We start from the raw sequence: 26,155 nt of genomic DNA on the forward strand, positions 1-26,155 counted from the left end.
TCGGAAATCATTTAGGAGCAACCATGGCATCGCAGACCCTGCAGTCAGTGCCCGCCGAGCCATCGCCGGCACGGCCTGAACTGAGCCCCGAAGACGCGGCCCGGCGCGACGCCGAGGGCCAGGCATACTTCGACAAGGTCATGGCGGAAGATTCCCGGATCGAGCCGCGTGACTGGATGCCCCCGGCCTACCGCAAAACGCTCCTGCGCCAGATCTCGCAGCACGCGCACTCGGAGATCATCGGCATGCAGCCCGAAGCCAACTGGATCTCCCGCGCCCCGAGCCTGAAGCGTAAGGCCATCCTCATGGCCAAGGTCCAGGACGAGGCCGGCCACGGACTCTACCTGTACTCCGCTGCCGAAACCCTCGGCCAGCCGCGCGATCAGATGATGCAGGACCTGATGGACGGCAAGGCCAAGTACTCCTCCATCTTCAACTACCCCGCCCGCACCTGGGCCGACATGGGAGCCATCGGCTGGATGGTCGACGGCGCCGCGATCGCCAACCAGGTGCCGCTCTGCCGCGCCTCCTTCGGTCCCTACGGCCGGGCCATGGTGCGCGTCTGCAAGGAAGAGTCCTTCCACCAGCGCCAGGGCTTCGAGATCCTGCTGGAACTCTCCAACGGCACTCCCGAGCAGAAGCAGATGGCACAGGAAGCGGTGAACCGCTGGTACGCCCCCGCCCTGATGATGTTCGGCCCCCCGGATGACGATTCGCCGAACTCCAAGCAGTCCATGGCCTGGAACATCAAGCGGTTCAGCAACGACGAGCTCCGCAACCGGTTTGTCGGCATGATGATGGAGCAGGTCAAGGTCCTCGGCCTGACGCTTCCGGACAAGGACATCCGGTTCAACGAGGAAACCAGGAAATGGGAGCACGGGCCGCTGGACTGGGATGAATTCCATGAAGTCCTGGCCGGCCGCGGCCCCTGCAACGCCCAGCGCCTGGAACGGCGCCGCGAGGCACACCAGAACGGCGCCTGGGTGCGCGAAGCCGCCGCGGCCTATGCGGAAAAGCAGGCAAAGAAGCAAGCAGAAAAGGTATCCGCAGCATGACAACCGAACCCCACGCAGGAAACGTCTGGCCCATCTGGGAAGTATTCGTCCGCTCCAGCCGCGGCCTGTCCCACGTCCATGCAGGATCGCTGCATGCGCCCGACGCGGCCATGGCCCTGCGCAACGCCCGGGACCTCTACACCCGCCGCAACGAAGGGGTGTCCATCTGGGTGGTCCCGGCCGAGGCCATCGCCTCCAGCGACCCCGATTCCAAGGGTTCCTTCTTTGAATCCCCCCAGGGCAAGGACTACCGCCACGCCACCTACTACACCAAGAGTGAGGGCGTGAAGCACCTGTGAGCACCTCTCCCGAAACAGACATGCACGGTAGCGGCCACGGCGACATCTCGGTCGGCGTATCCGGTGCGGGCGCCAGCGGTGACGGCACCGCGAGCGCCACCCGCATCACCCCCGGCAATGCCCTCCGTCCTGAAGACATCGCCCTCGCCGTCAGCCACGGCTCCGCGAAGCCGAGCGAGGACGCTGCCGAGTTCGCCCTGCGCCTGGGTGACGATGCCCTGATCCTGGCCCAGCGCCTGGGCCACTGGATCTCCCGCGCGCCGGAGCTCGAAGAGGACGTCGCCCTCGGCAACATCGCCCTGGACGAACTGGGCCATGCCCGGTCCTTCCTCAGCTACGCCGGCGGCCTGGACGGCCGCAGCGAAGACGACCTCGCCTACTTCCGCCGCGAGCACGAATTCCGCTCCGCGGCGCTCTTCGAGCAGCCGAACGGGGACTTCGCCGTCACCATCGCCCGGCAGTTCGTAGTCAGCTACTACCAGTTCGAGCTCTACCGCCGGCTGACGTCCTCCACCGACTCCACCCTGGCCGGCATCGCTGCCAAGGCAGTCAAGGAAGTTGACTACCACCGGGACCACAGCGCCCAGTGGGTGCTGCGCCTGGCCCTTGGCACGGACGAATCGCGCCGGCGCATGATCCACGCGTTCAAAGTCATCTGGCCCTACGTGGATGAACTGTTCCGCGACGACGAACTCACCGGACGCCTCAGCGAAGCCGGCGCCGCGCCCCAGCCGTCGAGCCTGCGCGAGGACTTCGACCGGCTCACCGGCGAGATCCTGGCCGAAGCCGAGCTCGAGGTCCCCAACGTCCAGCCATCACCGGGCGGGGGCCGCCGCGGCCTGCACTCCGAACACCTCGGCTACATCCTCGCCGAGATGCAGGTGCTCGCCCGCGAGTACCCCGGAGCCAGCTGGTAGAGACCATGGAAATGTTTGTCTCCGATCCGGAAACCGCTGAGCGCCGCAACGCTGCCAAGGGCAATACTGCCCGGGAGAAGGCCTGGGCGGTCGCTGCCACCGTGTGCGACCCCGAAATCCCGGTCCTCACCATTGCGGACCTCGGCATCCTGCGCGATGTCCAGGTCTCGACGGAACCAAGCACTGACGACGGCGGGATGGTTCCCGCCGTCCAGGTCACCATCACCCCGACGTACTCCGGCTGCCCCGCCATGGACGCCATCCGGGATGACCTCACCGCGGCCTTCCACCGCGCGGGGTACCCGAGCGTCCGGGTCGAACTTGTCCTCTCACCGGCCTGGACCACTGACTGGATGAGTGCGGACGGCAAGGCCAAGCTGGAAGAGTACGGGATAGCCCCGCCGTCCGGCCGGACGGCTGTTGATGGAAAAGCAGTCCGGCACGCCGGGCCGGTCCGGCTCGCGCTCGCCGTCAAGTGCCCCCAGTGCTCATCCCTGAACACCAAAGAACTCACCCGCTTCGGTTCCACATCCTGCAAGGCCCTCTACGTGTGCCAGGACTGCAAGGAACCGTTCGACTACTTCAAAGTCTTGTAAGGAACAGGTGCCTCCATGAAGGTTGTCCGCCAGACCGCCGCGGAGTCGGCCGCAGCCACCGGCCGCCGTCGTGCGTCCTTCCACACCCTGACGGTGGACGAGGTCCGCCGGCTCACCGACGACGCCATCGAGGTGACGTTCGGGGTCCCGGCCGAGCTCGCCGGGCAGTTCGACTACCTGCCGGGCCAGTACGTCGCGCTGCGCACCACCCTGCCCGACGCCGACGGCCAGCCGCACGAGATCCGCCGCAGCTACTCGATCTGCGCCGAACCGCGCAGTTTCGCGGACGGCAGCAGCGAAATCCGCGTGGCCATCAAGAAAGACCTCGGGGGCCTGTTCTCCACGTGGGCCAATGCCGAACTCAGGGCCGGCGACGTCCTGGACGTCATGAGCCCCATGGGCGCCTTTGTCTCCAAGCACGGCCGCGACGGCAAGTCCGTGGAACAGAACATCATGAACTCCATGAACCATCCGCAGGACATGGCAACGGAACTGGCGGGTGAGCCCGGCTCCTTCGTGGCCATCGCCGCCGGCTCCGGCATCACCCCCGTGATCGCCATCGCCCGCACCCTGCTGGCGGCCCACCCGGAAACCCGCTTCGACCTCATCTACGCCAACAAGGCCGCGATGGACGTGATGTTCCTGGAAGAACTCGCGGACCTGAAGGACAGGTACCCGGCCCGGCTGGCGTTGCACCACGTCCTTTCGCGTGAACAGCGGATCGCGCCGCTGCTCAGCGGCAGGATCGACGCCGAGAAGCTGCAGGCCCTGCTGGGCACCGCGATCCACGCCGACGACGTCGACGAATGGTTCCTCTGCGGCCCGTTCGAACTCGTCCAGCTCTGCCGGGACACCCTCGCCGCGCGCGGCGTCTCCCCGGAGCATGTCCGCTTCGAACTGTTCACCTCGGGCAAGCCGGAGCGCCCCGAGGGCAACATTGGCCGGCCCGTGGTCACGGACGAATCCAAGGAAACCTACAAGATCACGTTCAAGCTGGACGGGCTGCAGGGCGAAGTGGCCAGCCCCACCCATGCCCGCGAGTCCATCCTGAACGCCGCCCTCCGGGTCCGCCCCGATGTGCCGTTCGCGTGCGCCGGCGGCGTCTGCGGCACCTGCCGGGCCAAGGTGGTCAGCGGCAACGTCACCATGGACGAGAACTACGCCCTGGAGCAGGACGAGCTCGACAAGGGCTACGTCCTGACCTGCCAGTCCCACCCCACCACACCGGAAGTCACGGTCGACTTCGACGTCTAAGGTTTTACGACGTCCAGGCCTTTTCGAATCCAAGGAGCCCCATGATTTCCCTCTCCATCGCCGACGGCGTCGCCGAGGTCGTCCTCGACGCCCCGCACAAGCTGAACTCCCTCGACGAGCAGGCGCTCGCGGATTTGTCCCGGGCGTACGACGACGCCGCTGACGCCGCCGGGCGCGGCGAAGTCCGGGCGCTGCTGCTCCGCGGCGAGGGCCGGGCCTTTTGCGCCGGCCGTGACATCGCCGGCGTTACACCGGAGAGCGATGACGCGCAGGCTTACCTCGGCGGGCTCGTCCAGCCGCTGCTGAAGAAAATGAGCGCCTTCCCCGCGCCCACGTTCGCCGCCGCCCAAGGCGCCTGCCTCGGCGTGGGGCTGGGGCTGCTGCTGGCCACGGATGTGGTCTACGTGGCAGAGAATGCCAAGGTCGGCTCGCCGTTCGCCAAGCTCGGCGCCACCCTCGATTCGGGCGGGCACTGGTATTTCACCGAGCGCCTCGGCATGCACCGGACCCTTGACCTGATCTACACCGCCCAGCTCATGAGCGGCGCCGACGCAGTGGCGCAGGGCCTGTTCAGCCGGGCCATGCCCGCGGCGGAACTGCTGGCGAATACCCGCGCCATCGTGGCCAGCGTTGCCACCGGCGCCACGGGTGCGTTCCGGGCCAGCAAGGAGCTCGTCGCGCACATCCGGGACCAGCGGCTGGGGTTGTGGGAGGCCATGGAAGAGGAAAACGCAGAACAGGCGCGGCTGTGCAAGAGCGAGGACTACGCCGAGGGTTTCCGGGCCTTCCAGGAGAAGCGCAGCCCGGTTTTCAAGGGCTGAAGGCCGGCCCGGCCGGGGTACCCGGAAATGCATTTCCCGGATACCCGTCTTTGCTTCGAAGCATTCTCATTTCCGGAACCCGCTTGTAATGTTCGGTTATGACTCTGGGGAAATCTGTAAATAAGGCTGTCATACCCGCGGCGGGACTAGGAACGCGGTTCCTGCCGGCAACTAAGGCGATGCCCAAGGAAATGCTGCCCGTGGTCGACCAGCCGGCCATCCAATACGTGGTGGAAGAAGCCGTCCGGGCCGGGCTGACGGATCTGCTCATGGTGACCGGGCGCCAGAAGCGGGCGCTGGAGGACCACTTTGACCGCGAGCCCTCGCTGGAGCACGCCCTCGAACTCAAGGGTGATTTCGACAGGCTGGAGGCCGTCCGCCACGCTTCCCGCCTGGGCCCGCTGCACTACGTGCGCCAGGGCGACCCCAAGGGGCTCGGCCATGCCGTCCTCTGCGCCCGCCAGCACGTCGGGTACGAACCGTTCGCCGTCCTGCTGGGCGATGACCTGATCGACGAGCGGGACGAGCTGCTGACCGCCATGATGGAGGTCCAGGCCCGGACCGGCGGCTCCGTCGTGGCCCTGATCGAGGTGGATCCGGCGGAAATCAGTGCCTACGGCTGCGCCGACGTTTCGACGGTGCCGGGCCAGGACCATGTGCGCGTCAACCGGCTCGTGGAGAAGCCCGCCGCCGCCGAGGCCCCGTCCAACCTGGCCGTGATCGGCCGGTACATCCTGCACCCGGAGATTTTCGATGTCCTGGAGGACACGCCGCCCGGCCGCGGCGGCGAAATCCAGCTCACCGACGCGCTGCAGACCCTTGCCGTGTCCGACTGCGAGGGCGGAGGCGTCTACGGGGTGGTCTTCCGGGGCCGCCGGTACGACACCGGAGACAAGCTGAGCTACCTTAAGGCGGTCATCTCGATCGCAGCCGACCGGGTGGAATTCGGCGAAGAGCTCCGGGCCTGGATGAAGGCGTTCGTCAGCTAGCGGGTGTCCAGATCCTCAAACACCAGGAACGTCTGGGTGTCCAGGACTCCGGGCATGGACTGCAGCTGATCGAAGATCACCCGGCGCAGGTCGATGTTGTCCACGGCGCGCACCAACAGGATGACATCGAAGTCCCCGCCGACCAGCGCGATGTGGTGGACCTCGGGGATCGCGCGCAGGAGTTCGCGCAGCTCGCGCCAGGAATGCTGGCGCACTTTCAGCGTGACGTAGGCAGAAGACTTCAGGCCGGCTTTGATGGGATCCACCAGGGCGGTGAACTTGGTCAGGACGCCTTCGCCCGTGAGCCGCGCGATGCGGGTGTAGGCGTGGGCGCGGGAAATGTGGACGTTCTCGGCCACCTGCGTCACCGACATCCGGCCGTCCCGGGTCAGCTCCGCGATGATGTTCCGGTCCACATCGTCCAGCGGCACCGCCGCCTGCTCTGTTTCTAGCTCTGCCATTCGTCTACGACCCCCGCCGGTAATCCAGCTCACACTTACGATTTGTCTTCCAGATTAGGGCAATTTTGTGGAGATCTCCACGATTCCCCGGAGAGGTCGATACGAAACATCGGCTGGCGGCATACTGGGAAAGATTAGTGGCTACAGAAGGACGGACCAATGACGATCTCCGCAGACCACGCTGCGCAGCCAGCTGCGCAGCAGGCCGCGCAACAAGATCCAGCCGGTGATGCCGTGAGCAAGTTCGGTATCACCGTGGAGGACTACATGCTGCCCGCACGCCATCAGATCCAGATGGTGGGCCCGGACGGAACCCTGAATCCCCACACGGAGCAGGGCACCCAGCCGGGGCACGAGTACAGCCTGCCCAGCGAGGCCGAACTGATGGCCGCGTACGAGCAGCTGGTCATCGGCCGCCGCGTCAATGACCAGAACTCCGCGCTGGTCCGGCAGGGCCGCATGGCCGTCTACCCCTCGAGCCACGGCCAGGAGGCGTGCCAGGTTGCCGCCGCACTGTGCCTTGCCGAGGGTGACTGGCTGTTCCCCACCTACCGCGACTCCGTGGCCGTCATGGCGCGCGGCGTGGATCCGGTCCAGACGATGACGCTCTTCCGCGGCGACTGGCACGGCGGTTACGACCCCGCCAAGAACAAGGTCGGCATCCAGTGCACCCCGCTGACCACCCAGCTGCTGCACGGCGTCGGCGTCGCCCACGCCGCCAAGCTGCGCGGCGAGGACACCGTGGTCCTGGCCATGTGCGGCGACGGCGCCACGAGCGAAGGCGATTTCCACGAGGCCCTGAACTTCGCCGCCGTCTTCCACCTGCCCGTGGTCTTCTTCGTCCAGAACAACCAGTACGCGATCTCCGTGCCGCTGGCGCACCAGTCCGTTGCGCCCTCCCTGGCCCACAAGGCCGTGGGCTACGGCATGGCCGGCGAACGCGTGGACGGCAACGACATCGTGGCCCTGCTCGCCGTCCTCGGCCGGGCCGTCAAGCTCGCCCGGGAAGGTTCCGGCCCGCTGCTGGTGGAGGCGCACACCTACCGGATGCAGGCGCACACCAACGCCGATGACGCCACCCGCTACCGGCAGGACAGCGAAGTCGCCGAATGGGTGGCGAAGGACCCGTTGAGCCGGATGCAGACCTACCTGACGGACCGCGGCCTGCTGGACGACGACCGCGCCGCCGCGATTGCCGAGAAGGCAGAGGCGGTAGCCACACAGCTGCGCGAAGGCCTCAGCGAAGAGGTCCCGGTGGAACCGCAGGATCTCTTCAAGTACGTCTTCTCCACCCCCACACCACAGCTGAAGGAACAGTCCGCCATGCTCGCCGACGAACTGGCCCGCGACGCCGCATCCACCGCAACCGCATCTGCCGCAGCCACATCCATCTCAAGGGAGGCCGGGATATGAGCCCCACCATCACCACATCCTCCGAGGCGAACGGCAACGTCAGCGCCGCGACCGCGCGCGCCGCCGCCAAGGCTGCTGTTGCGGCCGAAGAGGCCGGCCCGCAGACCATCACCCTTGCCAAGGCCCTGAACACCGCGATGGCGGACGCCATGCACGCGGACCCCTCGGTCCTGGTCTTCGGCGAGGACGTAGGCATGCTCGGCGGCGTCTTCCGCATCACGGACGGCCTCACCAAGACCTTCGGCACGAGCCGCTGCTTCGACACCCCTCTGGCCGAATCCGGCATCGTCGGCATGGCCGTCGGCATGGCGATGAACGGCATGCGCCCGGTCATCGAAATGCAGTTCGACGCGTTCGCGTACCCGGCCTTCGAACAGATCGTCAGCCACGTCGCCAAGATGCACAACCGCACCAGGGGCGCCGTGAAGCTGCCCATGGTCATCCGGGTCCCGTACGCCGGCGGCATCGGGGGAGTGGAGCACCACTGCGACTCGTCCGAGGCCTACTACGCGCACACCGCCGGCTTGAAGGTCTTCACCCCGGCCACCGTGGCCGACGGCTACCGGATGCTCCGCGAAGCCATCGACTCCGACGACCCCGTCATGTTCATGGAGCCCAAGAAGCTGTACTGGTCCAAGGACCAGGTGGACTTGGACGCGCTGCGCGCCGAGCACGCCGCGAACACCGAGCGCGGCACGTCCTCCGAGGGCCGGGCCGCCGTCGCCCGCCCCGGCACCGACGCCACGCTGATCGCCTACGGTCCGTCCGTTCCGACGGCGCTTGCCGCAGCGGCCGCCGCCGCCGAGGAAGGCCGCTCGCTGGAAGTGATCGACGTCCGCTCGCTCGTGCCGTTCGATGACGAGACCGTCTGCGCCTCGGTCCGCAAGACCGGCCGCGCCGTGGTGATCGCCGAGGCCCACGGCTTCGCGTCCGTGGCCTCGGAAATCGTCGCCCGGGTCCAGGAACGCTGCTTCCACCACCTGGCCGCACCGATCCGCCGCGTCACCGGCTTCGACGTGCCCTACCCGGCGCCGAAGCTCGAGCACTACTACCTGCCCGGCGTGGACCGCATCCTCGACGCCGTTGACGACCTCCAGTGGGAAGACTGACCATGAGCGAACCTAAAGTATTCCTCCTGCCGGACCTGGGTGAAGGCCTCACCGAAGCCGAGCTCGTGAACTGGCTCGTGGCCGTGGGCGACGAGATCCGCGTGGACCAGCCGATCGCCGAGGTGGAGACAGCCAAGTCCATGGTGGAAGTGCCCTCCCCGTACGCCGGCACCGTGGCCGTGCTGCACGGCGAACCCGGCCAGACGCTCGACGTCGGCAAGCCGCTGATCTCGGTGACGCCGGTTGGTGCTCCTGCTTCCGTTTCCGGTGGGGTCGGCGCCGCCACAGGCGATGCCGCCCCCGCCCCTTCGCCGGTCGGCATTGCTGCAAGCAGCATGCCGACCGGCTCCGACAGGCCCGATGCCACTCCCGGGGCGGCATCGCCTGCGTCGGCTGGGTCTGCGGGTACGTCACCGGCCGTTGCTTCCGACTCACCTGACGCCGTTGTTTCGTCACCTGCTGCTGTTGCGGCTGAGGCTTATCGCGAGGAGGAGAAGGCCGGGTCCGGGAATGTCCTGATCGGTTATGGCACTCCGGGCGGCCATGGGGTTGCCCGGCGGACTCGGGCTCCTAAGCGGGCCGCGATGGCTGAGGCTGTCAGCGGGGTCTCTGCTGCCGAGAAGGCTGCCGATGACCTGGTGCTGCTGCGCACCCGGGTTCCCGGGAAGCTGGGGGCCGTTATTTCTCCGCTGGTTCGCCGGATGGCGCGGGACCATGGGGTTGATTTGGGCGAACTCCAGGGCTCGGGGGCCAGCGGTCTCATCATGCGGCGCGATGTCGAGGCCGTCATCAAGCCGTCGCCGGTGGTTGAGCGTCCGGCTGCTGCGGAGTCTGCAGCGCCGGCAGCGCCGGCCGCGGTTTCCGGCACCGACGCGCGCACCGGGCTGGGTATTTCCGGACGCACGGCGGTCCGGGGAGTGCGGAAGGCCGTCGCGGCGAACATGTCGCGCAGCCGCTCCGAGATCCCGGAAGCCACGGTATGGGTGGACGTGGACGCCACGGCGCTGGTGGAGATGCGTGCCGCGCTGAAGAAGGCGGACCCGCACAACACCCCGGGCCTGCTGGCCTTCATCGCACGGTTTGTTACTGCCGGGCTCAAGAAGTTCCCGGAGCTCAACACCCGGATCGTGACCACCGAGGATGCCGCGGGCGGCGCGATGCAGGAGATCGTGGCCTTCGACGGCGTCAACCTCGGGTTCGCGGCGCAGACCGACCGCGGACTGATGGTGCCGTCGGTGCGGAACGCGGACAAGCTCAGCGCCCGCGAACTGGACGCCGAGATCCGCCGCCTCACCGCCGTCGTGCGCGAGGGCAAAGCGACCCCGGCGGAACTGGGCAGCGGCACGTTCACGCTGAACAACTACGGCGTGTTCGGGGTCGACGGTTCCGCCGCGATCATCAACCACCCTGAGGTGGGAATCCTCGGCGTCGGGCGGATCATCGACAAGCCCTGGGTGGTCAACGGCGAGCTCGCGGTCCGCAAGGTCACCGAGCTGACGCTCACGTTCGACCACCGGGTGTGCGACGGCGGAGCGGCCGGCGGGTTCCTGCGCTACGTCGCGGACGCGATCGAGAACCCGGGGTCGGTGCTCGCGGACATGTGAGGCTTAGCCGGGGATCTGCATCCCGGGTGAGGGGGCAGGGGCCGCACAATTAGTCTTGTGCGGCCCCTGCGCTCCGCGGCCGCGCGGAAAGCCACCGTGCCAGCCACGACGCCGGCAGGAGCAGCAGCCAAGCAAACGGCGTGTAGGCGTTGAGGACGAACGCCGCGGGAATTGAGAGCAGGAAGACCAGCGCCACGGCAATCCGCGCATAAAAGATGCGGCGGTGGACGTGGACGGCCATCTCGCGGTCCATGAGCCCCGCATGCTTGGCATAGCCCCAGATGGCCGCCAGCATCAAATAGACAGCGGCAATGTTGGCGGCGTACAGGACGGTCGGCCACGGGGTTGGGTCGTCCCCGTAGTCGCTGAGGATCGACGTCGGACCGGGCAGCATGGCGATGAAGAACAAGAGGGCCAGATTCAGCCAGGCCAGGTTCGCATTGAAGCGGCGGATGAGGGCAAAGTCAGAGTGGTGGGACATCCACGTCTTGGCGATGATGACAAAGGACAGGGCGTACGCAAGCAGCTGCGGCAGTGCTGCAACCAAGGCGTCGTCCACTTGGTCCGCGGGAATTCCTTCAGGCAGTTTCAGGTCCAGGGCCAGGAGCGTCAGGGCGATGGCGAAGACGGCATCGCTGAAGAACACCATCCGCTCCAGGGACGTTCCGGATTTCAACGGGAGCCACCCCCATTCGTTCGGTGGAGCACCTGGCTCATTGAGGGAAGTAGCCCACAGGCTACACCGCCGCGCGGCCCACGACGAGGGGTCCGGGCATACCCGCCGCAGGGACCGGACGGGCATGCCCTGAAGGGAAATGCCAGCCAGCGCGGGTAGAATCGAGGCCTGTACAGCACCAACAACGCCGGACCAACAATGCCGGAAAAGCGTCGGAAATACGGAGATTCAATGTCACGATGGCTCGAGGTCGGTCCGGACAACTACGTACTGACAACTCAAGGTTCCCTGCTCAACACGGGTCTGGTGGTCGGCACCGAGCGCGCCATGGTGATCGATACCGGCGGCGGGCCCCGGCAGGGCCGCGAGATCCTGGCTGCCGTGCGGGAAAAGACCGGCCTGCCGCTCGTCGTGGTCAACACGCACGCCCACTATGACCACTTCTTCGGCAACGCCGTCTTCGCCAGTGAGGGCGTCACGGAATTCTGGGGGCACGAGAACTGCGCCGCCGAAATCGAGGAGAACGGTGACGAGCAGCGCCGGCTGGTGGCCTCCGCGGAACCCGAAATGGCGGCCGGTCAGGGCTCCGACGCTGAGCTGGTGGTCCCGAACGCCATCGTGAAGGACCAGCCGGTCCTGGTGGATCTTGGCGGACAGACCGCCACCTTGTTCTATCTGGGCCGCGGACACACCGACGGCGACCTCCTGGTCGGCACGGCAAGCACCCTCTTCGCCGGCGACCTCGTCGAACAGGGTTCCCACCCGTCCTTCGAGGACTCATTCCCGGAAGACTGGGCAGACGCCCTCCGGCACCTTTCCGCGCTGCGGCACCGCTACGAGTTCCTGATTCCCGGCCACGGCGAACCGTGCTCGGACCAGTTCGTCAAGACCATGGCCAACACCATGACCACCGCGGTCCGGCAGGCGGTCCAGGCCACCCGGGAAACCCCCGACGATGCCACCAAGGCCATCCCGATCCTGCCGTACGGCCCCGAACAGTCGCGCTGGTTCATCAAGCGCCTGCAGGACACGCGGGCCCACCGCTAGGGCCGGAATATTGGCGGTAGTGGTAAGCGTGCTCATTACTGCCCCTAGACTTGTTCCTTGAACGATGTCAATCGAGCACTGCAGCGGTCTGCGCTGTGATCCCTGGGGGGAACGAACATGCCAGAACCGGTCGAAAACAAGACCGCCAACGCCCTCGCTGAAGCTGAAGCAGCTGAAGAGCAGGCCCAACTTCCGCTTCGGAGAGACCGCCGCCGCGGCGACGACTCTGACGCCTGGACAGGAACCATGCCCATCATTTCGAGCAACCAGGCCGAACAGCGCCCTTCGGCCCCCAGCAGTTCCTGGGCGGAGGCCGCCGCTGCCGCCGATGCGCCGGCGCGCCTGCAGCCTGCCAAACCGTCCAAGGATCCTGTGCTGAAGCCGCCTGCCCCCGAGGCCGCTCCCGCCGTGCCCGCCCAGCCCACCCGTTCCACCCGTTCGGCCAGCAAAGCCGCGGCCCTGGCCGACGCCCCACTGCCCGACTTCATCAGCTCCCCGGGTCTTTTTGTCCGCGAACAGAAGCCCCGGCCCGTCGGCGGTTTCCGCGGTGCCCTCTACAACCTGACCGGCGGCGGGCTGAACCTGGGCCCGAGTGCCAGGCAGCGTGAGGAAGACGAACTGGCCCGGCGCATCTCCCGCCAGCTCCAGGGCAGCTACAACACGGCCGTCCTGAGCCTCAAGGGCGGCATCGGGAAGACCTCCACGACGGTCGGGGTCGGACTGACCCTGGCCGAGTTCCGCGGCGATCCGCCGTGCGCCATCGACGCCAACCCCGATTCCGGCGATCTCGTCGAGCGCGCCCTCGGCGAGGGGATCTACCAGCAGCAGAGCCCGCGCACCATCACGGACCTGCTCAGGAAAATCGAGTCAGTCGATTCCCTCACCGCCCTGGCCCGCTACATGCACCACGCCGGCAGGCTCCACCTCATTGCCGGCGAGCAGGACCCCGAGGTCTCAGATTCGCTGACGGCCGAGGAATACCTGCGGATCCGCAAACTCATCTCCGCCTACTACTCTGTGGCGCTGATCGACTGCGGCACGGGCGTGACCCACAATGCCATGAGCGGCATCCTGCAGTCGGCGGACAACCTGATCATCGCGGCCGGCTATGCCGTCAGCGGCGCCAAGCGGGCCCGCAGCACGCTTCACTGGCTGGCCAGCCACGGCTACGAAGACCTGGCCCGCAACGCCGTCGTGGTCATCACCGACAAGGACGAGGTGTCCACCCGGGTGGACAAGGACGCCATCGAGGAACACCTGTCCGGCATCTGCCGCCAGTTGATCGCGGTTCCGCACGACCGCGGGGTGGCCGACGGCGACCTCGTCACCCTTGATGTGCTTCGCCCCGAAACTCGGCGCGCCTACCGGGAGATCGCCGCGGCAATCGTCGACGGATACGTCTAGGCGCGACCCATGCCGACCTCCGCGGTACATTTGAGCATGGCCAACAACTCACTAGGGGTCGACGCCGCGCGCCACCTCCAGGACCTGCTTCTGGGGACCGACAACGTCGAGGACTTCCTGGGCCGCCTCGCGGAGTTCTCGGCCGCCACGCTGAGCCGTACCACCGGCGCCGAGATTGAGTGCGGCGTGACCTTGCAGCGCCGCAAGCGGACCATGACGGTCGCGGGCAGCAGCCCGCGGGCGGTCACCCTGGACCGCATCGAACAGACCCTCGGTGACGGCCCCTGCATCGAGGCGCTGCGGACCAAGTCAGTGGTCCTTCTGGCGGATGTCGACGCCGATCCCCGCTGGCCCGACTACCAGCGGCAACTTGCCGCCAACGGATGCCGCAGCACGCTGGGCGTTCCGCTGGAAATCGGCGACGACGCCGCCGCGGCCCTGAACTTCTTCGGGGCGGACACCGGGCTGTTCACAGACGACATCATTGCGGAGGCGGCCGGATTCGCCGACCTCGCCGGCCGCGCCCTCCGGCTGGCCGTGCGGCTCGGATCCTTCCAGTCCCGGGCCGAAGACCTCCAGTCGGCCATGGAACACCGCACTTCCATTGATCTGGCCTGCGGCGTGATCATGGCCCAGAACCGCTGCTCCCAGGACCAAGCCATGGCCATCCTCACCAAGGTCTCCAGCAACCGGAACCAGAAGCTCCGGGAAGTCGCCGCGGACGTGCTCCGGCACCTCACCAGCGAGGAAGTCCGCACCCACTTCGACGCGTAGGGCAGGGACGGCCGCGGCAGGTGCCTAGGATGAAGGGGATGACCACCACACAACTCGCCCCGTTCAGCCTCCGCAGCATCGCCGTCCCCGCCTTCGGGCCGGCCCTCATGTTCAGCCTGGGCGAGGGCGCGATCCTGCCCGTGGTCGCCCTGTCCGCCCGCGACCTCGGCGCCTCCGTGGCCGGCGCCGCGCTGATTGTGACGCTGATCGGCCTCGGATCCTGGTTCTTCAACCTGCCGGCGTCACTGATCACCCTGAAATTCGGGGAACGCTGGGCGATTGTGGGGGCCGCGGCCGCCAGCGCGTTCGCCCTCGCGGCGGCGGCGGTCGCTCCGCTGTTTTCCGGCGGCCTCTGGGTGCTGGCGGCGGCGATGGTGGTGGTCGGCATGGCCGCCAGCGTATTCAGCCTGGCCCGGCAGAAATACCTGACCGAGGCCGTGCCGGTCATGCTCCGGGCCCGGGCCCTGTCCACCCTCGGCGGCGTCAACCGGATCGGGATCTTCATCGGCCCGTTCGTTGGCGCCGCCGTGATGCAGTTTGCCGGCATCAGCGGGGCATACTGGGCCGGCGTCGTGGCGATGGCCGCCGCGGCGGCGGTGTCGGTCACCATCCCCGACCTCGAGGCGAAGCCGCTTCCGGCCGACGGCGTTCCGGTGCAACAGCCCACCTTGCGCAGCGTCGCGGTGTCCCACGCCGGCGTTTTCCTGAGCGTGGGGGCAGGGGTGCTGCTGCTGAGCGGGCTGCGCGCCTCGCGCCAGGTGGTCATCCCGCTGTGGGCCGATCATCTGGGCCTGGACCCCACCCAGGCCTCGCTGATCTACGGGATCTCCGGAGCGATCGACATGCTGGTGTTCTATCCGGCAGGAAAGCTGATGGACCGCAAGGGCCGGCAATGGGTGGCCGTGCCGTCCACGCTGATCATGGGGACGGCCATGGTGCTGATTCCGCTCAGCACGGGCTTCGTCTCGCTCATGCTGGCGGCGCTCCTGATCGGCTTTGGCAACGGGATCAGCTCGGGCCTGAACATGACGCTCGGGGCCGACTTCTCGCCGGACAACGGCCGAGGCCAGTTCCTGGGCATCTGGCGATTCATGGCCGACGCCGGTGCGACCGGCGGGCCCGTCCTGCTCTCCGCCGTCACCGCCGCTGTGTCCCTGGGGGCCGGCGTGGCCGCGACCGGTGTGATCGGCTTCGCCGCCGCGGCCGTGTTCGCCGTGACCATTCCGCGGCTCAAGCACCGCCGGAACTACTGACCTGCCGGGCCCCGGGCGCGACAAGCAGGCAGTGATTAGCAGGTAGCGACTACTCGGGTGCTTGCTAAGCAGGCTTAGTAGGGTCGGGCCAGTGCGCCGGCGCATTCCAGTCCGGCCCTACGTGGGGCGGCACGAGTGCCGCCGTCAGGGTCCGCCCGTGATTATTTGCAGCGCATGGTCTCCGCCCGGATGGGTGATGCGTTTCGACGCAAAAAAATGAGGAGATGCTCATGTTAGGAAAACCGTCCCGTTGGTTCGCGCCCCTGGCTGCAACAGCAGCCCTGCTACTTGCTGCTTCGCCCGCGGGTGCAACTGTCACCCGTCCGCCCAACCCGCCGGATTTTGTTGTTCCGGCCGATCTGGCGTGCGGCTTTGATCTGGGCGTCTCCGGCACCGGCGGAAAGATTACACGGATTGACTTCAAGAACGGCAACTTCTTTCAGGTTGGCAAGGGCGTCATCCTCACCTATACCAACTTGAGCAACGGGAAGACGTACAGGGTCAACACGGCCGGAACGGTGGCCAGATTCACCCAAAACCCGGACGGAAAAACCTGGACGTTCAGCGCCGCAGGCCACTTTGGGTTTATCTTCTTTCCGACAGATGCGCCCGGGGCCGGGGCCTTCCAGTACACCGGACAGTTGAAGCTCACCATTGACTCGCCGAGCACCGTGAACGTGCTCTCCGTGGACTCCAGCGGGGGCAAAGCCGTGGACATCTGCGCACGTCTCAGGTAGCCACGCAGGACCCCGTAGGCCCGGGCACGCTGTGCTGCCCGGGCCTACGTGCGCCACCCTACCGTTCCTGGCGCAGGGGCCTGCCCTGCCGTCGTGGGTCCGGCTGCCGGGCGGCCAGGCCGAAGAGCCACACACCGGCCACCGTGGCGAGGTAGCCGGCAATGACGATCAGCGCCGTGCCGGCCCAGAAGTAGCTGATGGTGCTGACCTCCCGGCCGCCCGGGCCGATGCTCAGCAACGCGACGGCCGCCACCCCGGCCGCGGCAAGACCGGTGAGGACGGGAAGGGCCACCCACACCCTGGCCGAGGCCCAGTGCTCGTTGTAGCCGTTCCAGACGTTCCAGCCCGGGCCCCGGCGGATGATCAACCAGCCGGCCGGGATCATGAACGCCCCGACCACCAGGAAGGCCGCCACCACATCGGCGGGCCGGTGCCACTGGTTGATCAGCGTGGACACGCCCGTGGCGACGGCGAAGCTGCCGCCCAGATAGCCGGCCAGCGGCCGCCAGCGCGGCGACACCATGAGGAACACGGCGGCGGCGGCCGAGGCCGCCATGGTGGTGTGGCCCGAGGGCAGCGAATTCAGCTCCAGCGTCTCGACGCCGCGGTACGGCCGGACCGGAAGCCAGTCCTTCAGGATCTGGGTGGCAAGGTTGGCGCCCACGCACGCCGCAATCGCAATCACCGCCGCTGACCAGCGGCGCCGCAGGATGGTGACGAACACGACCACAACCGACGCGATCGCCACGGAGAGCGCCGGCAGCCAGTCCAACAGCTTGGTGGCGGCCTTGCCCGCGGTCCCGCTGAGCGCCACGGCTTCGACGAGGGCCGATTCGTCGATGAACTGGCCCGTGGTGGTGCGGACAAAGAAGACATAGGTGAGGGCCAGTGCGGCGATGCAGGCAACCGTGGCCAGAACGAACAAGGCGGCCGTGGCCTTGCCGGGGGACCACCGCGCCTGCGGATCCGGCGTGGCGCGGTCCTGCGTGCTGCGCTCTGGCGTTTCAGGGGCACTCGCCGGGAGGACCAGTGTTTCCGGAGCCTGTGTCTCCCGGAGCTGGGTTTTCTGGACTGGGGCAGACGGGTCCCAAGGGGTGCGTTCCTGCCGAAAAGTCATGCCATTAAGAGTCCCATAGAACCCTGCGCGCCAGCTGAAGGACCGGCGCGCGGCGCGGAGGGTAGTGCCCGCCAATAAGCGAGTACTCACTACGGGTGCGCCGCCGGACCGGGATTTGTAGAGTCGTGTGTGTGCCGGCGCGGCTTGTCCCCGGCACGGCGCTCCTTGAGCGGGGCCGGCGGAGACGAGTTTCCTGGACCAGGGACTCACCCCCAGTCGACGCCGGCCCAATCAAGGATCCATCCGCGGCTCCCGGTGCCGGATTCCCGGGCAGCCTCTCCGTGCCCCGCGTCCCAGACCGGTGCCCGGGAAAGTTCCGCAGTACACTCCCCGTACATTCTCCGTAGTTCGTTCTCCGCGGTTCATTCCTCGCAATACATTCCCAGTACAGTGGCTCCATGCCTGCCCTCCCCATGGACCCTCCGGCACGTCCCGCCGCGCCCCTGCCCGGCCTCGACGAACTCCTGGCCGGCGCCCATGTTGTGAGCCTGCCGATGCGCGTGAAGTTCCGGGGCATCCTGCAGCGGGAAGCCCTGCTGCTCCGCGGGCCGCTGGGATGGGGCGAATTCTGTCCCTTTCCCGAGTACGGCGACCCCGAGGCCTCCCGCTGGCTTACGGCCGCCATCGAGGCCGGCTGGGCTGGCTTCCCCGCGCCGCTGCGGGACAGTATCCCGGTCAACGCCACGGTTCCTGCCTTACCGGCGCACCGGGTGCCCGAGATCCTGGCCCGCTTCGGCCGGGTGGACGCGGTCAAAGTCAAGGTCGCGGAGCGCGGCCAGAGCCTGGACGACGACGACGCCCGGGTGGCGGCCGTCCGGGCGGCGCTGCCGGACGCCGCGATCCGGGTGGACGCGAACGGGGGCTGGGACGTGCCGGAGGCCGTCGCGGCACTGACCCGGCTCGCCGCCGTCGGGCTCGAATATGCCGAACAGCCTGTGCCCGAGATCGCGGGCCTCGCGGAGGTCAGGCGGCAGCTCCGGGCCACCGGCGTCCCCGTGCTGATCGCCGCGGATGAGAGCGTGCGCAAGGAGGACGACCCCCTCAAGGTGGCGCGGGCCGGCGCCGCGGACCTGATCGTGGTCAAGGTGGCCCCGCTCGGGGGAGTGCGGCGCGCCCTGCGGATCGTGGCGCAGGCCGGGCTGCCCGCCGTCGTGAGTTCGGCGCTGGACACCTCGGTGGGGATCCGGGCCGGACTGGCCCTGGCTGCCGCCCTGCCCGAGCTGCCGTATGCCTGCGGCCTGGGCACGGTGTCCCTGCTCGCCGCCGATGTCACCCACGATCCGCTGATACCCGACGACGGCGCGATCGCCCTGCGCGACGTCCTCCCGGCACCCGAGCTGCTGGCCGAACACGCCGCCTCGCCGGAACGCCGGGTCTGGTGGCTGGACCGGCTGCGGCGGGTGCACGCCGTGCTGGCCGCATCGACTGCTCCGTAACGGCCCTTCAGGACCTCGAAAACGGCGCTTACGGAGCAACCGATGGGTTTGGCGGCACGGCGAGCATTCACCGGGACTTCATCTGGGAGACGCCTCTCGGTGGCCAGCGGCTGGAAGGGTGGGCGCGACCGCAACTCACCCCCATGGAAGGTCTCTCCATGTCTGTCTCCTCCGGACGCACGTTTTCCCTGCTCCCCATGCTTGGCCACACGAAAGGCAAGCGAAGCCCTGTCACCTGCGCGCTGAAGTGTGACAACGCCTGCTCTGGCGAGGTCTGCAACACCAGCACCAACAGCTACTTCCGTGACATCGCCTCCGCCACCATGTCCCGCCGTGCCGCCCTGGGCTTCGGCGCCGCCGGTGCCCTCGCCGTCGTCTTCGGCAACGCGGTGACATCCGCCGGAACCGCCGTCGCCGACGGCGGCCCGGGCCTCGCCGCAGCGGCCAAGGACGGGTTTGGAAAGTCCAAGCTGCAGTTCACCGCCATCGCACCGGTGGACGCCAGCGTGGACAAGCTGACCGTCCCGGCCGGGTTCACCTGGCAGCCGGTCATCCGTTGGGGCGACCCGCTCTTCAACGACTCGCCGGCCTTCGACATCGGGCACCAGAGCGCCGCGGCGCAGGCCCGCCAGTTCGGCTACAACAACGACTACACGGACATCCTGCCGATCGAAGGATCCAAGGACCGCCGGGCCGTGCTCTTCACCAACCACGAATACACCAATGAGAACATCATGCTGCCGGCCGGATTCGACGCCGCCGAGGCCCGCGCGATCGGCCGTGCAGCCCACGGCCTGACGGTGGTGGAGCTGGAACGCACGAACAAGAACAAGCCCTGGAGCTACGTCCGGGGCGCCGGGCTGAACCGCCGCTTCCTGACCGACACCACCTACGAGCTCGACGGTCCGGCCGCCGGATCCGCCCTGCTGAAGACCGCCGCAGATCCCTCCGGCCGGGCCATCCGGGGCACTCTGGGCAACTGCTCCGGCGGCACCACTCCGTGGGGCACCATCCTCTCCGGCGAGGAAAACTTCAACGGCTACTTCGCCGCGCCAGGAACTTCCGACGCCGACAAGCGCTACGGCCTGACCAGCAAGCCCACCGCCCGCCAGTGGGAACTGGATGACCCGCGCTTCGACACCCGCAACCCTGGATACCAGAACGAGGCCAACCGCTTCGGCTGGATCGTGGAAGTGGACCCGTTCGATCCCTCCTCCACGCCCCGCAAGCACTCCGCGATGGGCCGCTTCAAGCATGAGGGCGCCAATGTGATCGTCGCCAAGTCCGGCCACGTGGTGGCCTACATGGGCGACGACGAGCGCTTCGACTACCTGTACAAGTTCGTCTCGGCCGGCACGTACCGGCCCGGAAATACGGCGGAGGACCGCAAGAACAACCTCACGCTGCTCTCGGAAGGTGACCTGTACGTCGCCAAGTTCACCGGCAATTCCCCGGCCGACGGGTTCGACGGCGCGGGCAAGCTTCCGGCCGATGGCGCCTTCGACGGCGCCGGTGTTTGGCTGCCCCTCGTGGTGGGCGGACAGTCCAAGGTGGCCGGGATGTCCGTGGAAGAAGTGCTCGTGTATACCCGCCTCGCCGCCGACAAGGTGGGCCCCACCAAGATGGACCGCTGCGAGGACGTCCAGCCCAGCCCGCACACCGGCAAGGTCTACGTGGTCTGCACCAACAACGCGGACCGCGGCAAGCCCGGCAAGGAAGGGGCCACCGAGGTCAACCCCCGCACCCTCAACCGCGACGGCCACATCGTCGAAATCACCGAGACCGGAGACCAGGGCTCCACAACGTTTGGCTGGAACCTGCTGATGGTCTGCGGCGATCCGGCCAAGAACTCCGCCACCTACTTCGCCGGGTTCCCCGCGAGCCAGGTATCACCGATCTCCTGCCCGGACAACGTGGCCTTCGATTCCGTAGGTAACCTCTGGATTTCCACCGACGGTGCGCCCTCCAGCATTGGCTACGCCGACGGGCTCTTCAAGGTGACCCTGGACGGTGCCGAACGCGGCAAGGTGGAGCAGTTCCTCGCCGTCCCGCGCGACGCCGAAACCTGCGGCCCGGTCATCCACGACGACGAGCGCACCGTCTTCGTTGCCGTTCAGCACCCGGGCGAGGAAGGCACGTTCGCCGACCAGCACTCGTACTTCCCGGACTACGTCGCGGCCGGGGCGACGCCGAAGCCCGGCCAGGTGCGCGCCCCGCGTCCGTCCGTGGTCCAGGTGTTCCGCACCGACGCCTAGCCGCCTCCGCACCCTGCCTCCCGCCTCCCGTTGCCTTCGGCGGCGGGAGGGGGAGATTTGGGGGCAGGCCCGAACTGATAATTTGGGACTGTGAATAATCCGGCCGAATTGGTTGTCCCCAGAGTCCAGGCTGCAATTGCCACCGCGTTTGGCGAAGAGTTCCGGCAGACGGATCCGGTGGTCAGGCCCTCCCAGTTCGCCGACATCCAGATCAACGCCGCCATGGCCCTGGCCAAAAAGGCCGGCCTGCCGCCGCGGGACGCCGCCGCCAGGATCGTGGAAGCCCTGAACCTGGACGGCATTTGCACCAGTGTGGAAATCTCCGGGCCCGGTTTCATCAACCTGAGCTTTGACGGCACCTGGATCGAGGAACTGCTCAATGCAGAGTCGGTCCAGGCCGCGTCCCCGGCCACGGCCGTCACGCCCGCCGCGACACCGCAGCGCGTCGTCGTCGACTATTCCTCCCCGAACGTCGCCAAGGAAATGCACGTCGGCCACCTGCGCACCACCGTGGTGGGTGACAGCCTCGTCAAGGTGCTCGAAGCCCTCGGCGACACCGTGATCCGGCAGAACCACATCGGTGACTGGGGCACCCCGTTCGGGATGCTGATCGAACACTGGCTGGAGGTCGGCGAGGACTCCCCGGAGGCGGCGCTGCTGGTGGAGGACCCCAGCGCCTTCTACCAGGCCGCCCGGGCCAAGTTCGATGCCTCCGCCACCGACGAGGACGGCTTCGCCACCCGGGCCCGGCTCCGCGTCGTTGCCCTGCAGGGCGGCGACCAGGAGACCTTCGCCGTATGGCAGCGGCTGGTCGCGCAGTCCAAGCGCTACTTCAACGCCATCTACTCCACCCTCGGCATCAGCCTCACCGACGACCACATCGCCGGCGAAAGCTCCTACGACGCGCATCTGGCACAGCTGTGCCAGGAACTCGAGGAGCGCGGCCTGGCCCGGATCAGCGACGGCGCCCTGTGCACCTTCCCGCCAGGCTTTACCGGCCGCGACGGGCAGCCGCTGCCGCTGATTATCCGCAAGTCCGACGGCGGCTACGGCTACGGCACCACGGACCTCGCCACCATCCGCTACCGGGTCCGCGACCTGGAGGCCAACCGGATCCTCTACGTCGTGGGCGCCCCGCAGAACGTCCACCTGCGCATGGTCATGGCCAGTGCGCGGGACGCCGGCTGGCTTCCGGAGACGGTCGAGGCCGTGCACGTGCAGATCGGCAACGTGCTCGGCGAGGACGGGAAGATCCTCAAGTCCCGCTCCGGTGCCCCGGTGAAGCTCATGGCCCTGCTCGAGGAGGCCGTGGATCGTGCCCGCGCCGTCATTGACGCGAGCCGGCCCGAGCTCAGCGAGGCGGAGCGCGCGGTGACCGCCCGCCAGGTGGGCATCGGCGCCGTCAAGTACGCCGACCTCTCCACCGGACACGACACCGAGTACGTCTTCGACTTCGACCGCATGCTCGCCCTCAGCGGCAACACCGGACCTTACGTGCAGTACGCCGCGGCCCGGATCCGCTCCATCCTGCGCAAAGCCGGGGTACTGGAAGAAATCACCGGCGACGGCGGCACACCGGCGGGCGCTGCGGGAACCCCGGCGGCCGGCACGCCGGCAGCCGAAGCATCCGGCGGACCCGCCACGGCGATCGCCGTCGTCGAACCCGCAGAACGCGCGCTGGCCCTGCACCTGCTGGAGTTCGACGCGACGCTGAACAAGGTGCGGGACGCGCTGGAGCCGCACCGGCTCTGCGGCTACCTCTTTGAGCTCGCGCAGCTCTTCACCACGTTCTACGACCAGTGCCCGGTGCTCAAGGCCGAGGAATCGGTCCGTGACTCGAGGCTGGCCCTGTGCGCGCTGGCGCTGCGCCGCCTCTCCGGCGGCCTGGAACTGCTGGGCATCGAAACGCCGGAGAACATGTGAGTCCGGCGGATTCCGCTGCCGGCTCGCCCGCTCCTGGCGGCCTGACCGCGGTGGCGGCTGCGCGCATCGCCGTCGACACGTTGCTCGCCGCCGGTGTGCGCCAGGTCGTGGTGTCCCCGGGATCGCGCTCGGCGCCAATGGCGTACGCCCTGGCCGAGGCCGAAGCCGCCGGACGGGTGGAGCTGCTGGTCCGGATCGACGAAAGGTCCGCAGGCTTCACCGCCCTGGGCCTGGCCCTGTCCGCCGGTGCGCCTGCCGCCGTCCTGACCACGTCCGGGACCGCCGTCGGCAACCTCCTCCCGGCCGTCATGGAGGCCAACCACGCCGCGGTGCCGCTCGTGGTCATCTCCGCCGACCGGCCCGAGGAGCTGCGGGGGACCGGCGCCAACCAGACCACCGTGCAGCTGGACCTCTTTGGCGACCACGTCCGCTTCGCCGTCGACGTGCCCGCGGGCAGCGATCCGCAGCGCGCCGTCGAAACGGCCCTCAGCGCCGCCACCGGAGCTTTCGAGGACGCCCCGCCCGGGCCGGTGCAGCTGAACCTTGCCTTCCGCGACCCGCTGGTCCCGGCCGTGGGCGACGGGCTGCCTGCGGCCACCGGACGCGGCATCTACCGGGCCGCCCGGAACCCCCTGGCCCTGGACTTTCCGGCCGCGTCGACGGCGCTGCCGGAGCGGCGCACCGTGGTGCTGGCCGGTCACGACGCCGGCCCGGTCGCCGAGGCTTTCGCCCGCGCGCACGGCCTGCCGCTGCTGGCCGAGCCGTCTTCCAACGCCCGCTTCGGCCCCAACGCGGTGGGCCCCTACCGGCTGCTGATCGAGCACTTCGGCGCGGACGCGGCACAGCCGATCGAACGCGTGGTCCTCTTCGGCCGCCCCACGCTCTCCCGGCCGGTGAGCGCGCTGCTGGAGCGGGCGGATGTCCCGTCGGCCCTGTACCAGCCGGTTCCGGTGGCCTGGTACGAACCCGGCCGCCGCACCGAACTGCCGCTGGAAACCCTGGCGGACCTGGCGGACTTCGCCGGCCGCGGATCTGCCGCCTGGCTCGATGCCTGGCTGCTGGCAGGAGCCGCCGCGCAGCACGCCGTGGACCTGATCCTGGCCGCATCCCCGGCCGCGACCGGCCCGTCGGTGGGCGCCGAAGTCTGGAAACATGCCCGCGGGCAGCTGGTCCTGGGCTCCTCGAACGGGATCCGCGACGTCGACCTCGCCGGGGCGCCGCCCGCGGAACCCCAGGCCACCATGTTCGCCAACCGGGGCCTGGCCGGGATCGACGGCACGACGTCCACGGCCACCGGGATCGCGCTTGGCGGCGGCCAGGAAACCACCGTGTTCATGGGGGACGTGACGTTCCTGCACGACGCCGGGGGACTCCTGCTCGGGGCCGGCGAGGCCGAACCGCAGCTGCGGATCGTGGTGCTCAATGACGCCGGCGGCGCCATCTTCGGGCTCCTGGAGCACGGCACAGTCGCCGCGGCGGGGCGCTACGGCGACGCCGTCGAACGCCTCTTCGCCACCCCGCAGCAGGTGGACCTCGCCGCGCTGGCGGCGGCATACGGCGTCCCGCACCGCCAGGTCGGCACGACGGCGGAACTCGCCGAGGCGCTGTCCGGCCCGCCGGAGGGCCGCAGCATCATCGAGGTGCGCACGGACCGGCACCGGCTCGGGGAACTGCACCGCGCCATCCGGGCCGCGGTGGCCACGGCCGTGGAGGGCCTCCCGCAGACGTAGCTGCAGGTTTCCGCGACGAAAAAGGACAGCCGCCACGTGGATCCACGTAGCGGCTGTCCGAAATCGGTGCGGAATGCCGGAATTACAGCACCCGGCTGAGGAACTCCTTGGTGCGGGGGTGCTGGGGATTGGCCAGGACCTCCCGCGGGTCGCCCGACTCCACGACGATGCCGCCGTCCATGAAGGTCAGGCGGTCCCCGACCTCCCGGGCAAAGCCGATCTCGTGCGTCACCACGATCATCGTCATGCCCGACTTTGCGAGGTCCTTCATCACGTTCAGCACATCGCCCACGAGCTCCGGGTCGAGCGCGGACGTGGGCTCATCGAAGAGCATGAGCTCGGGGTCCATGGCCAGGGCGCGGGCAATCGCGACGCGCTGCTGCTGGCCGCCGGAGAGCTGGGAGGGGTAGTGCCCGGCGCGGTCGCCGAGCCCCACCCGGTCCAGCAGTTCCAGGGCCCGTTTCCGCGCCACGGCCTTTGACTGGCCCTTGACCTGGACCGGAGCTTCCATGATGTTCGCCAGCGCCGTCTTGTGCGGGAACAGGTTGAAGCGCTGGAAGACCATGCCGATCTCGCGGCGCTGGGCGGCGATTTCCTTGGTCTTCAGGTCATGAAGCCTGCCCTTGACCTCGCGGTAGCCGATCAGGTCCCCGCCCACGGAAATGCGTCCGGCGCTGATGGTCTCCAGCAGGTTTACGCAGCGCAGCATGGTGGACTTGCCCGAGCCGGACGGGCCGATCACAACCGACACTTCTCCCTGGTTGACGTTCAGGTCGATGCCGCGCAGCACGTGGTGCGTGCCGTAGTACTTGTGAAGGCCCTCGATCTTGACCAGCGGCTTATCTGTGGTGATCGTCATTTCGCCTCCTCCTCGGGGAAGTCCATCTTGAGGTCCGGCTCGGCCTCGGCGCTGGGCGCCACAGCTGCGGCAGCCTTGGCGGCCGCCGGGTTCACTGTTGCCGGAACCCGGTTATCCACGCCCTTGCCGTAGTGCGCCTCAATGAAGTGCTGGCCCACCATCAACAGGCTGGTGATGATGAGGTACCAGATAGCCGCGACGATCAGCAGGGGCACCGGCAGGTACGTCCGGTTCGCCAGGGCATTGGTCGCGAAGGTCAGGTCCAAGGTGAACGGCACGGCCAGGACCAGTGACGTGGTCTTCAGCATGCCAATCGTCTCGTTCCCGGTAGGCGGAACGATCACACGCATCGCCTGCGGGAGGATGATGCGCCACATGATTTTGGTCTTCGTCATGCCGAGCGCCTCGGCTGCTTCCATCTGACCG

General features: G+C 68.2%; 24 protein-coding genes. 19 read left to right on the top strand and 5 right to left on the bottom strand.

What is annotated here, in order from left to right; all coding sequences use genetic code 11:
• Positions 1–23: 23 nt before the first annotated feature.
• The 7 genes from paaA (at position 24) to galU (ending at position 5,931) form a co-directional block, all read left to right on the top strand.
• The gene (gene paaA / locus B5X90_RS16510) at positions 24–1,055 is read left to right on the top strand and encodes a 1,2-phenylacetyl-CoA epoxidase subunit PaaA (RefSeq protein ID WP_079554943.1); all 1,032 of its coding nucleotides are present in this window, start codon (positions 24–26) and stop codon (positions 1,053–1,055) included.
• Positions 1,052–1,354 carry a 1,2-phenylacetyl-CoA epoxidase subunit PaaB gene (gene paaB, locus B5X90_RS16515; protein ID WP_079554945.1) on the top strand — a complete coding sequence of 101 codons (303 nt, stop codon included), beginning with the start codon at positions 1,052–1,054 and terminating at the stop codon, positions 1,352–1,354. The genes paaA and paaB overlap by 4 nt, the downstream gene beginning before the upstream one ends.
• A 20-nt stretch (positions 1,355–1,374) precedes the next feature.
• Positions 1,375–2,271, top strand: coding sequence for a 1,2-phenylacetyl-CoA epoxidase subunit PaaC (gene paaC, locus B5X90_RS16520; RefSeq protein WP_079554947.1), 897 nt, complete (start codon positions 1,375–1,377; stop codon positions 2,269–2,271).
• A gap of 11 nt (positions 2,272–2,282) precedes the next feature.
• Positions 2,283–2,867, top strand: coding sequence for a 1,2-phenylacetyl-CoA epoxidase subunit PaaD (gene paaD, locus B5X90_RS16525; protein WP_079554949.1), 585 nt, complete (start codon positions 2,283–2,285; stop codon positions 2,865–2,867).
• A gap of 15 nt (positions 2,868–2,882) precedes the next feature.
• The gene (paaE, locus tag B5X90_RS16530) at positions 2,883–4,121 is read left to right on the top strand and encodes a 1,2-phenylacetyl-CoA epoxidase subunit PaaE (RefSeq protein WP_079554951.1); all 1,239 of its coding nucleotides are present in this window, start codon (positions 2,883–2,885) and stop codon (positions 4,119–4,121) included.
• 41 nt (positions 4,122–4,162) lie between these two features.
• Complete coding sequence (locus B5X90_RS16535; RefSeq protein WP_079554953.1) at positions 4,163–4,942, top strand: enoyl-CoA hydratase/isomerase family protein; 780 nt, start codon at positions 4,163–4,165, stop codon at positions 4,940–4,942.
• A 98-nt stretch (positions 4,943–5,040) separates the two neighbouring features.
• A complete protein-coding gene (galU, locus tag B5X90_RS16540; RefSeq protein WP_079554956.1) occupies positions 5,041–5,931 on the top strand; it encodes a UTP--glucose-1-phosphate uridylyltransferase GalU in 891 nt (296 codons plus the stop codon).
• On the opposite strand, the gene B5X90_RS16545 is transcribed toward galU, so the two are convergent.
• A complete protein-coding gene (locus B5X90_RS16545) occupies positions 5,928–6,392 on the bottom strand; it encodes an Lrp/AsnC family transcriptional regulator (RefSeq protein WP_079554958.1) in 465 nt (154 codons plus the stop codon). The genes galU and B5X90_RS16545 overlap by 4 nt on opposite strands.
• Before the next feature lie 159 nt (positions 6,393–6,551).
• Here B5X90_RS16545 and pdhA point away from each other — a divergent pair, with 159 nt between their 5' ends.
• Genes pdhA through B5X90_RS16560 form a run of 3 tightly spaced genes read left to right on the top strand, consistent with a single transcriptional unit; the run spans position 6,552 to position 10,518 of the window.
• Positions 6,552–7,805, top strand: coding sequence for a pyruvate dehydrogenase (acetyl-transferring) E1 component subunit alpha (gene pdhA, locus B5X90_RS16550; RefSeq protein WP_079554961.1), 1,254 nt, complete (start codon positions 6,552–6,554; stop codon positions 7,803–7,805).
• Positions 7,802–8,914, top strand: a complete 1,113-nt coding sequence (locus B5X90_RS16555) for an alpha-ketoacid dehydrogenase subunit beta (RefSeq protein WP_079554963.1) — start codon at positions 7,802–7,804, stop codon at positions 8,912–8,914. Before pdhA ends, B5X90_RS16555 begins: the two co-directional genes overlap by 4 nt.
• A gap of 2 nt (positions 8,915–8,916) precedes the next feature.
• Complete coding sequence (locus tag B5X90_RS16560; RefSeq protein WP_079554965.1) at positions 8,917–10,518, top strand: dihydrolipoamide acetyltransferase family protein; 1,602 nt, start codon at positions 8,917–8,919, stop codon at positions 10,516–10,518.
• A 49-nt stretch (positions 10,519–10,567) separates the two neighbouring features.
• Here B5X90_RS16560 and B5X90_RS16565 read toward each other — a convergent pair whose 3' ends face one another.
• Positions 10,568–11,194: a TMEM175 family protein gene (locus tag B5X90_RS16565; protein ID WP_079554968.1), complete on the bottom strand. Its 627-nt coding sequence runs from the start codon at positions 11,192–11,194 to the stop codon at positions 10,568–10,570.
• A gap of 231 nt (positions 11,195–11,425) precedes the next feature.
• Between B5X90_RS16565 and B5X90_RS16570 the strand changes: the two genes are divergently transcribed.
• The 5 genes from B5X90_RS16570 to B5X90_RS16590 all read left to right on the top strand — a co-directional run bounded on the left by B5X90_RS16570 (position 11,426) and on the right by B5X90_RS16590 (position 16,409).
• Positions 11,426–12,241, top strand: a complete 816-nt coding sequence (locus tag B5X90_RS16570; protein ID WP_079554970.1) for an MBL fold metallo-hydrolase — start codon at positions 11,426–11,428, stop codon at positions 12,239–12,241.
• A gap of 117 nt (positions 12,242–12,358) precedes the next feature.
• Positions 12,359–13,645, top strand: a complete 1,287-nt coding sequence (locus B5X90_RS16575) for a MinD/ParA family ATP-binding protein (protein ID WP_079554972.1) — start codon at positions 12,359–12,361, stop codon at positions 13,643–13,645.
• Between the two features lie 36 nt (positions 13,646–13,681).
• Positions 13,682–14,419: a GAF and ANTAR domain-containing protein gene (locus B5X90_RS16580; protein ID WP_079555003.1), complete on the top strand. Its 738-nt coding sequence runs from the start codon at positions 13,682–13,684 to the stop codon at positions 14,417–14,419.
• Positions 14,420–14,457: 38 nt separating this feature from the next.
• Positions 14,458–15,672, top strand: a complete 1,215-nt coding sequence (locus B5X90_RS16585; protein ID WP_079554974.1) for an MFS transporter — start codon at positions 14,458–14,460, stop codon at positions 15,670–15,672.
• A gap of 230 nt (positions 15,673–15,902) precedes the next feature.
• Positions 15,903–16,409 carry a hypothetical protein gene (locus B5X90_RS16590; RefSeq protein WP_143264789.1) on the top strand — a complete coding sequence of 169 codons (507 nt, stop codon included), beginning with the start codon at positions 15,903–15,905 and terminating at the stop codon, positions 16,407–16,409.
• 58 nt (positions 16,410–16,467) lie between these two features.
• On the opposite strand, the gene B5X90_RS16595 is transcribed toward B5X90_RS16590, so the two are convergent.
• Positions 16,468–17,526, bottom strand: a complete 1,059-nt coding sequence (locus tag B5X90_RS16595) for a phosphatase PAP2 family protein (RefSeq protein WP_079554978.1) — start codon at positions 17,524–17,526, stop codon at positions 16,468–16,470.
• 398 nt (positions 17,527–17,924) lie between these two features.
• Here B5X90_RS16595 and B5X90_RS16600 point away from each other — a divergent pair, with 398 nt between their 5' ends.
• From B5X90_RS16600 to menD, 4 genes are all read left to right on the top strand, one after another.
• Complete coding sequence (locus B5X90_RS16600; protein ID WP_256860294.1) at positions 17,925–18,962, top strand: o-succinylbenzoate synthase; 1,038 nt, start codon at positions 17,925–17,927, stop codon at positions 18,960–18,962.
• Between the two features lie 158 nt (positions 18,963–19,120).
• Positions 19,121–21,217 (top strand): PhoX family protein, encoded by a 2,097-nt coding sequence (locus tag B5X90_RS16605; RefSeq protein ID WP_079554983.1) that lies wholly within the window; start codon positions 19,121–19,123, stop codon positions 21,215–21,217.
• 90 nt (positions 21,218–21,307) lie between these two features.
• The gene (gene argS / locus B5X90_RS16610; protein WP_079554985.1) at positions 21,308–23,140 is read left to right on the top strand and encodes an arginine--tRNA ligase; all 1,833 of its coding nucleotides are present in this window, start codon (positions 21,308–21,310) and stop codon (positions 23,138–23,140) included.
• Complete coding sequence (gene menD / locus B5X90_RS16615) at positions 23,137–24,870, top strand: 2-succinyl-5-enolpyruvyl-6-hydroxy-3-cyclohexene-1-carboxylic-acid synthase (RefSeq protein WP_079554987.1); 1,734 nt, start codon at positions 23,137–23,139, stop codon at positions 24,868–24,870. Before argS ends, menD begins: the two co-directional genes overlap by 4 nt.
• A gap of 82 nt (positions 24,871–24,952) precedes the next feature.
• Here the strand turns inward: menD and B5X90_RS16620 are convergent, their stop codons facing one another.
• Both B5X90_RS16620 and B5X90_RS16625 read right to left on the bottom strand, forming a co-directional pair.
• Positions 24,953–25,729 carry an amino acid ABC transporter ATP-binding protein gene (locus B5X90_RS16620; RefSeq protein WP_079554989.1) on the bottom strand — a complete coding sequence of 259 codons (777 nt, stop codon included), beginning with the start codon at positions 25,727–25,729 and terminating at the stop codon, positions 24,953–24,955.
• The coding region (locus B5X90_RS16625) for an ABC transporter permease subunit (protein ID WP_143264790.1) at positions 25,726–26,155 on the bottom strand (430 nt) is incomplete at its 5' end. The genes B5X90_RS16625 and B5X90_RS16620, both read right to left, overlap by 4 nt.

This window comes from Arthrobacter sp. 49Tsu3.1M3, assembly GCF_900168135.1.
Taxonomy (GTDB): domain Bacteria; phylum Actinomycetota; class Actinomycetes; order Actinomycetales; family Micrococcaceae; genus Arthrobacter.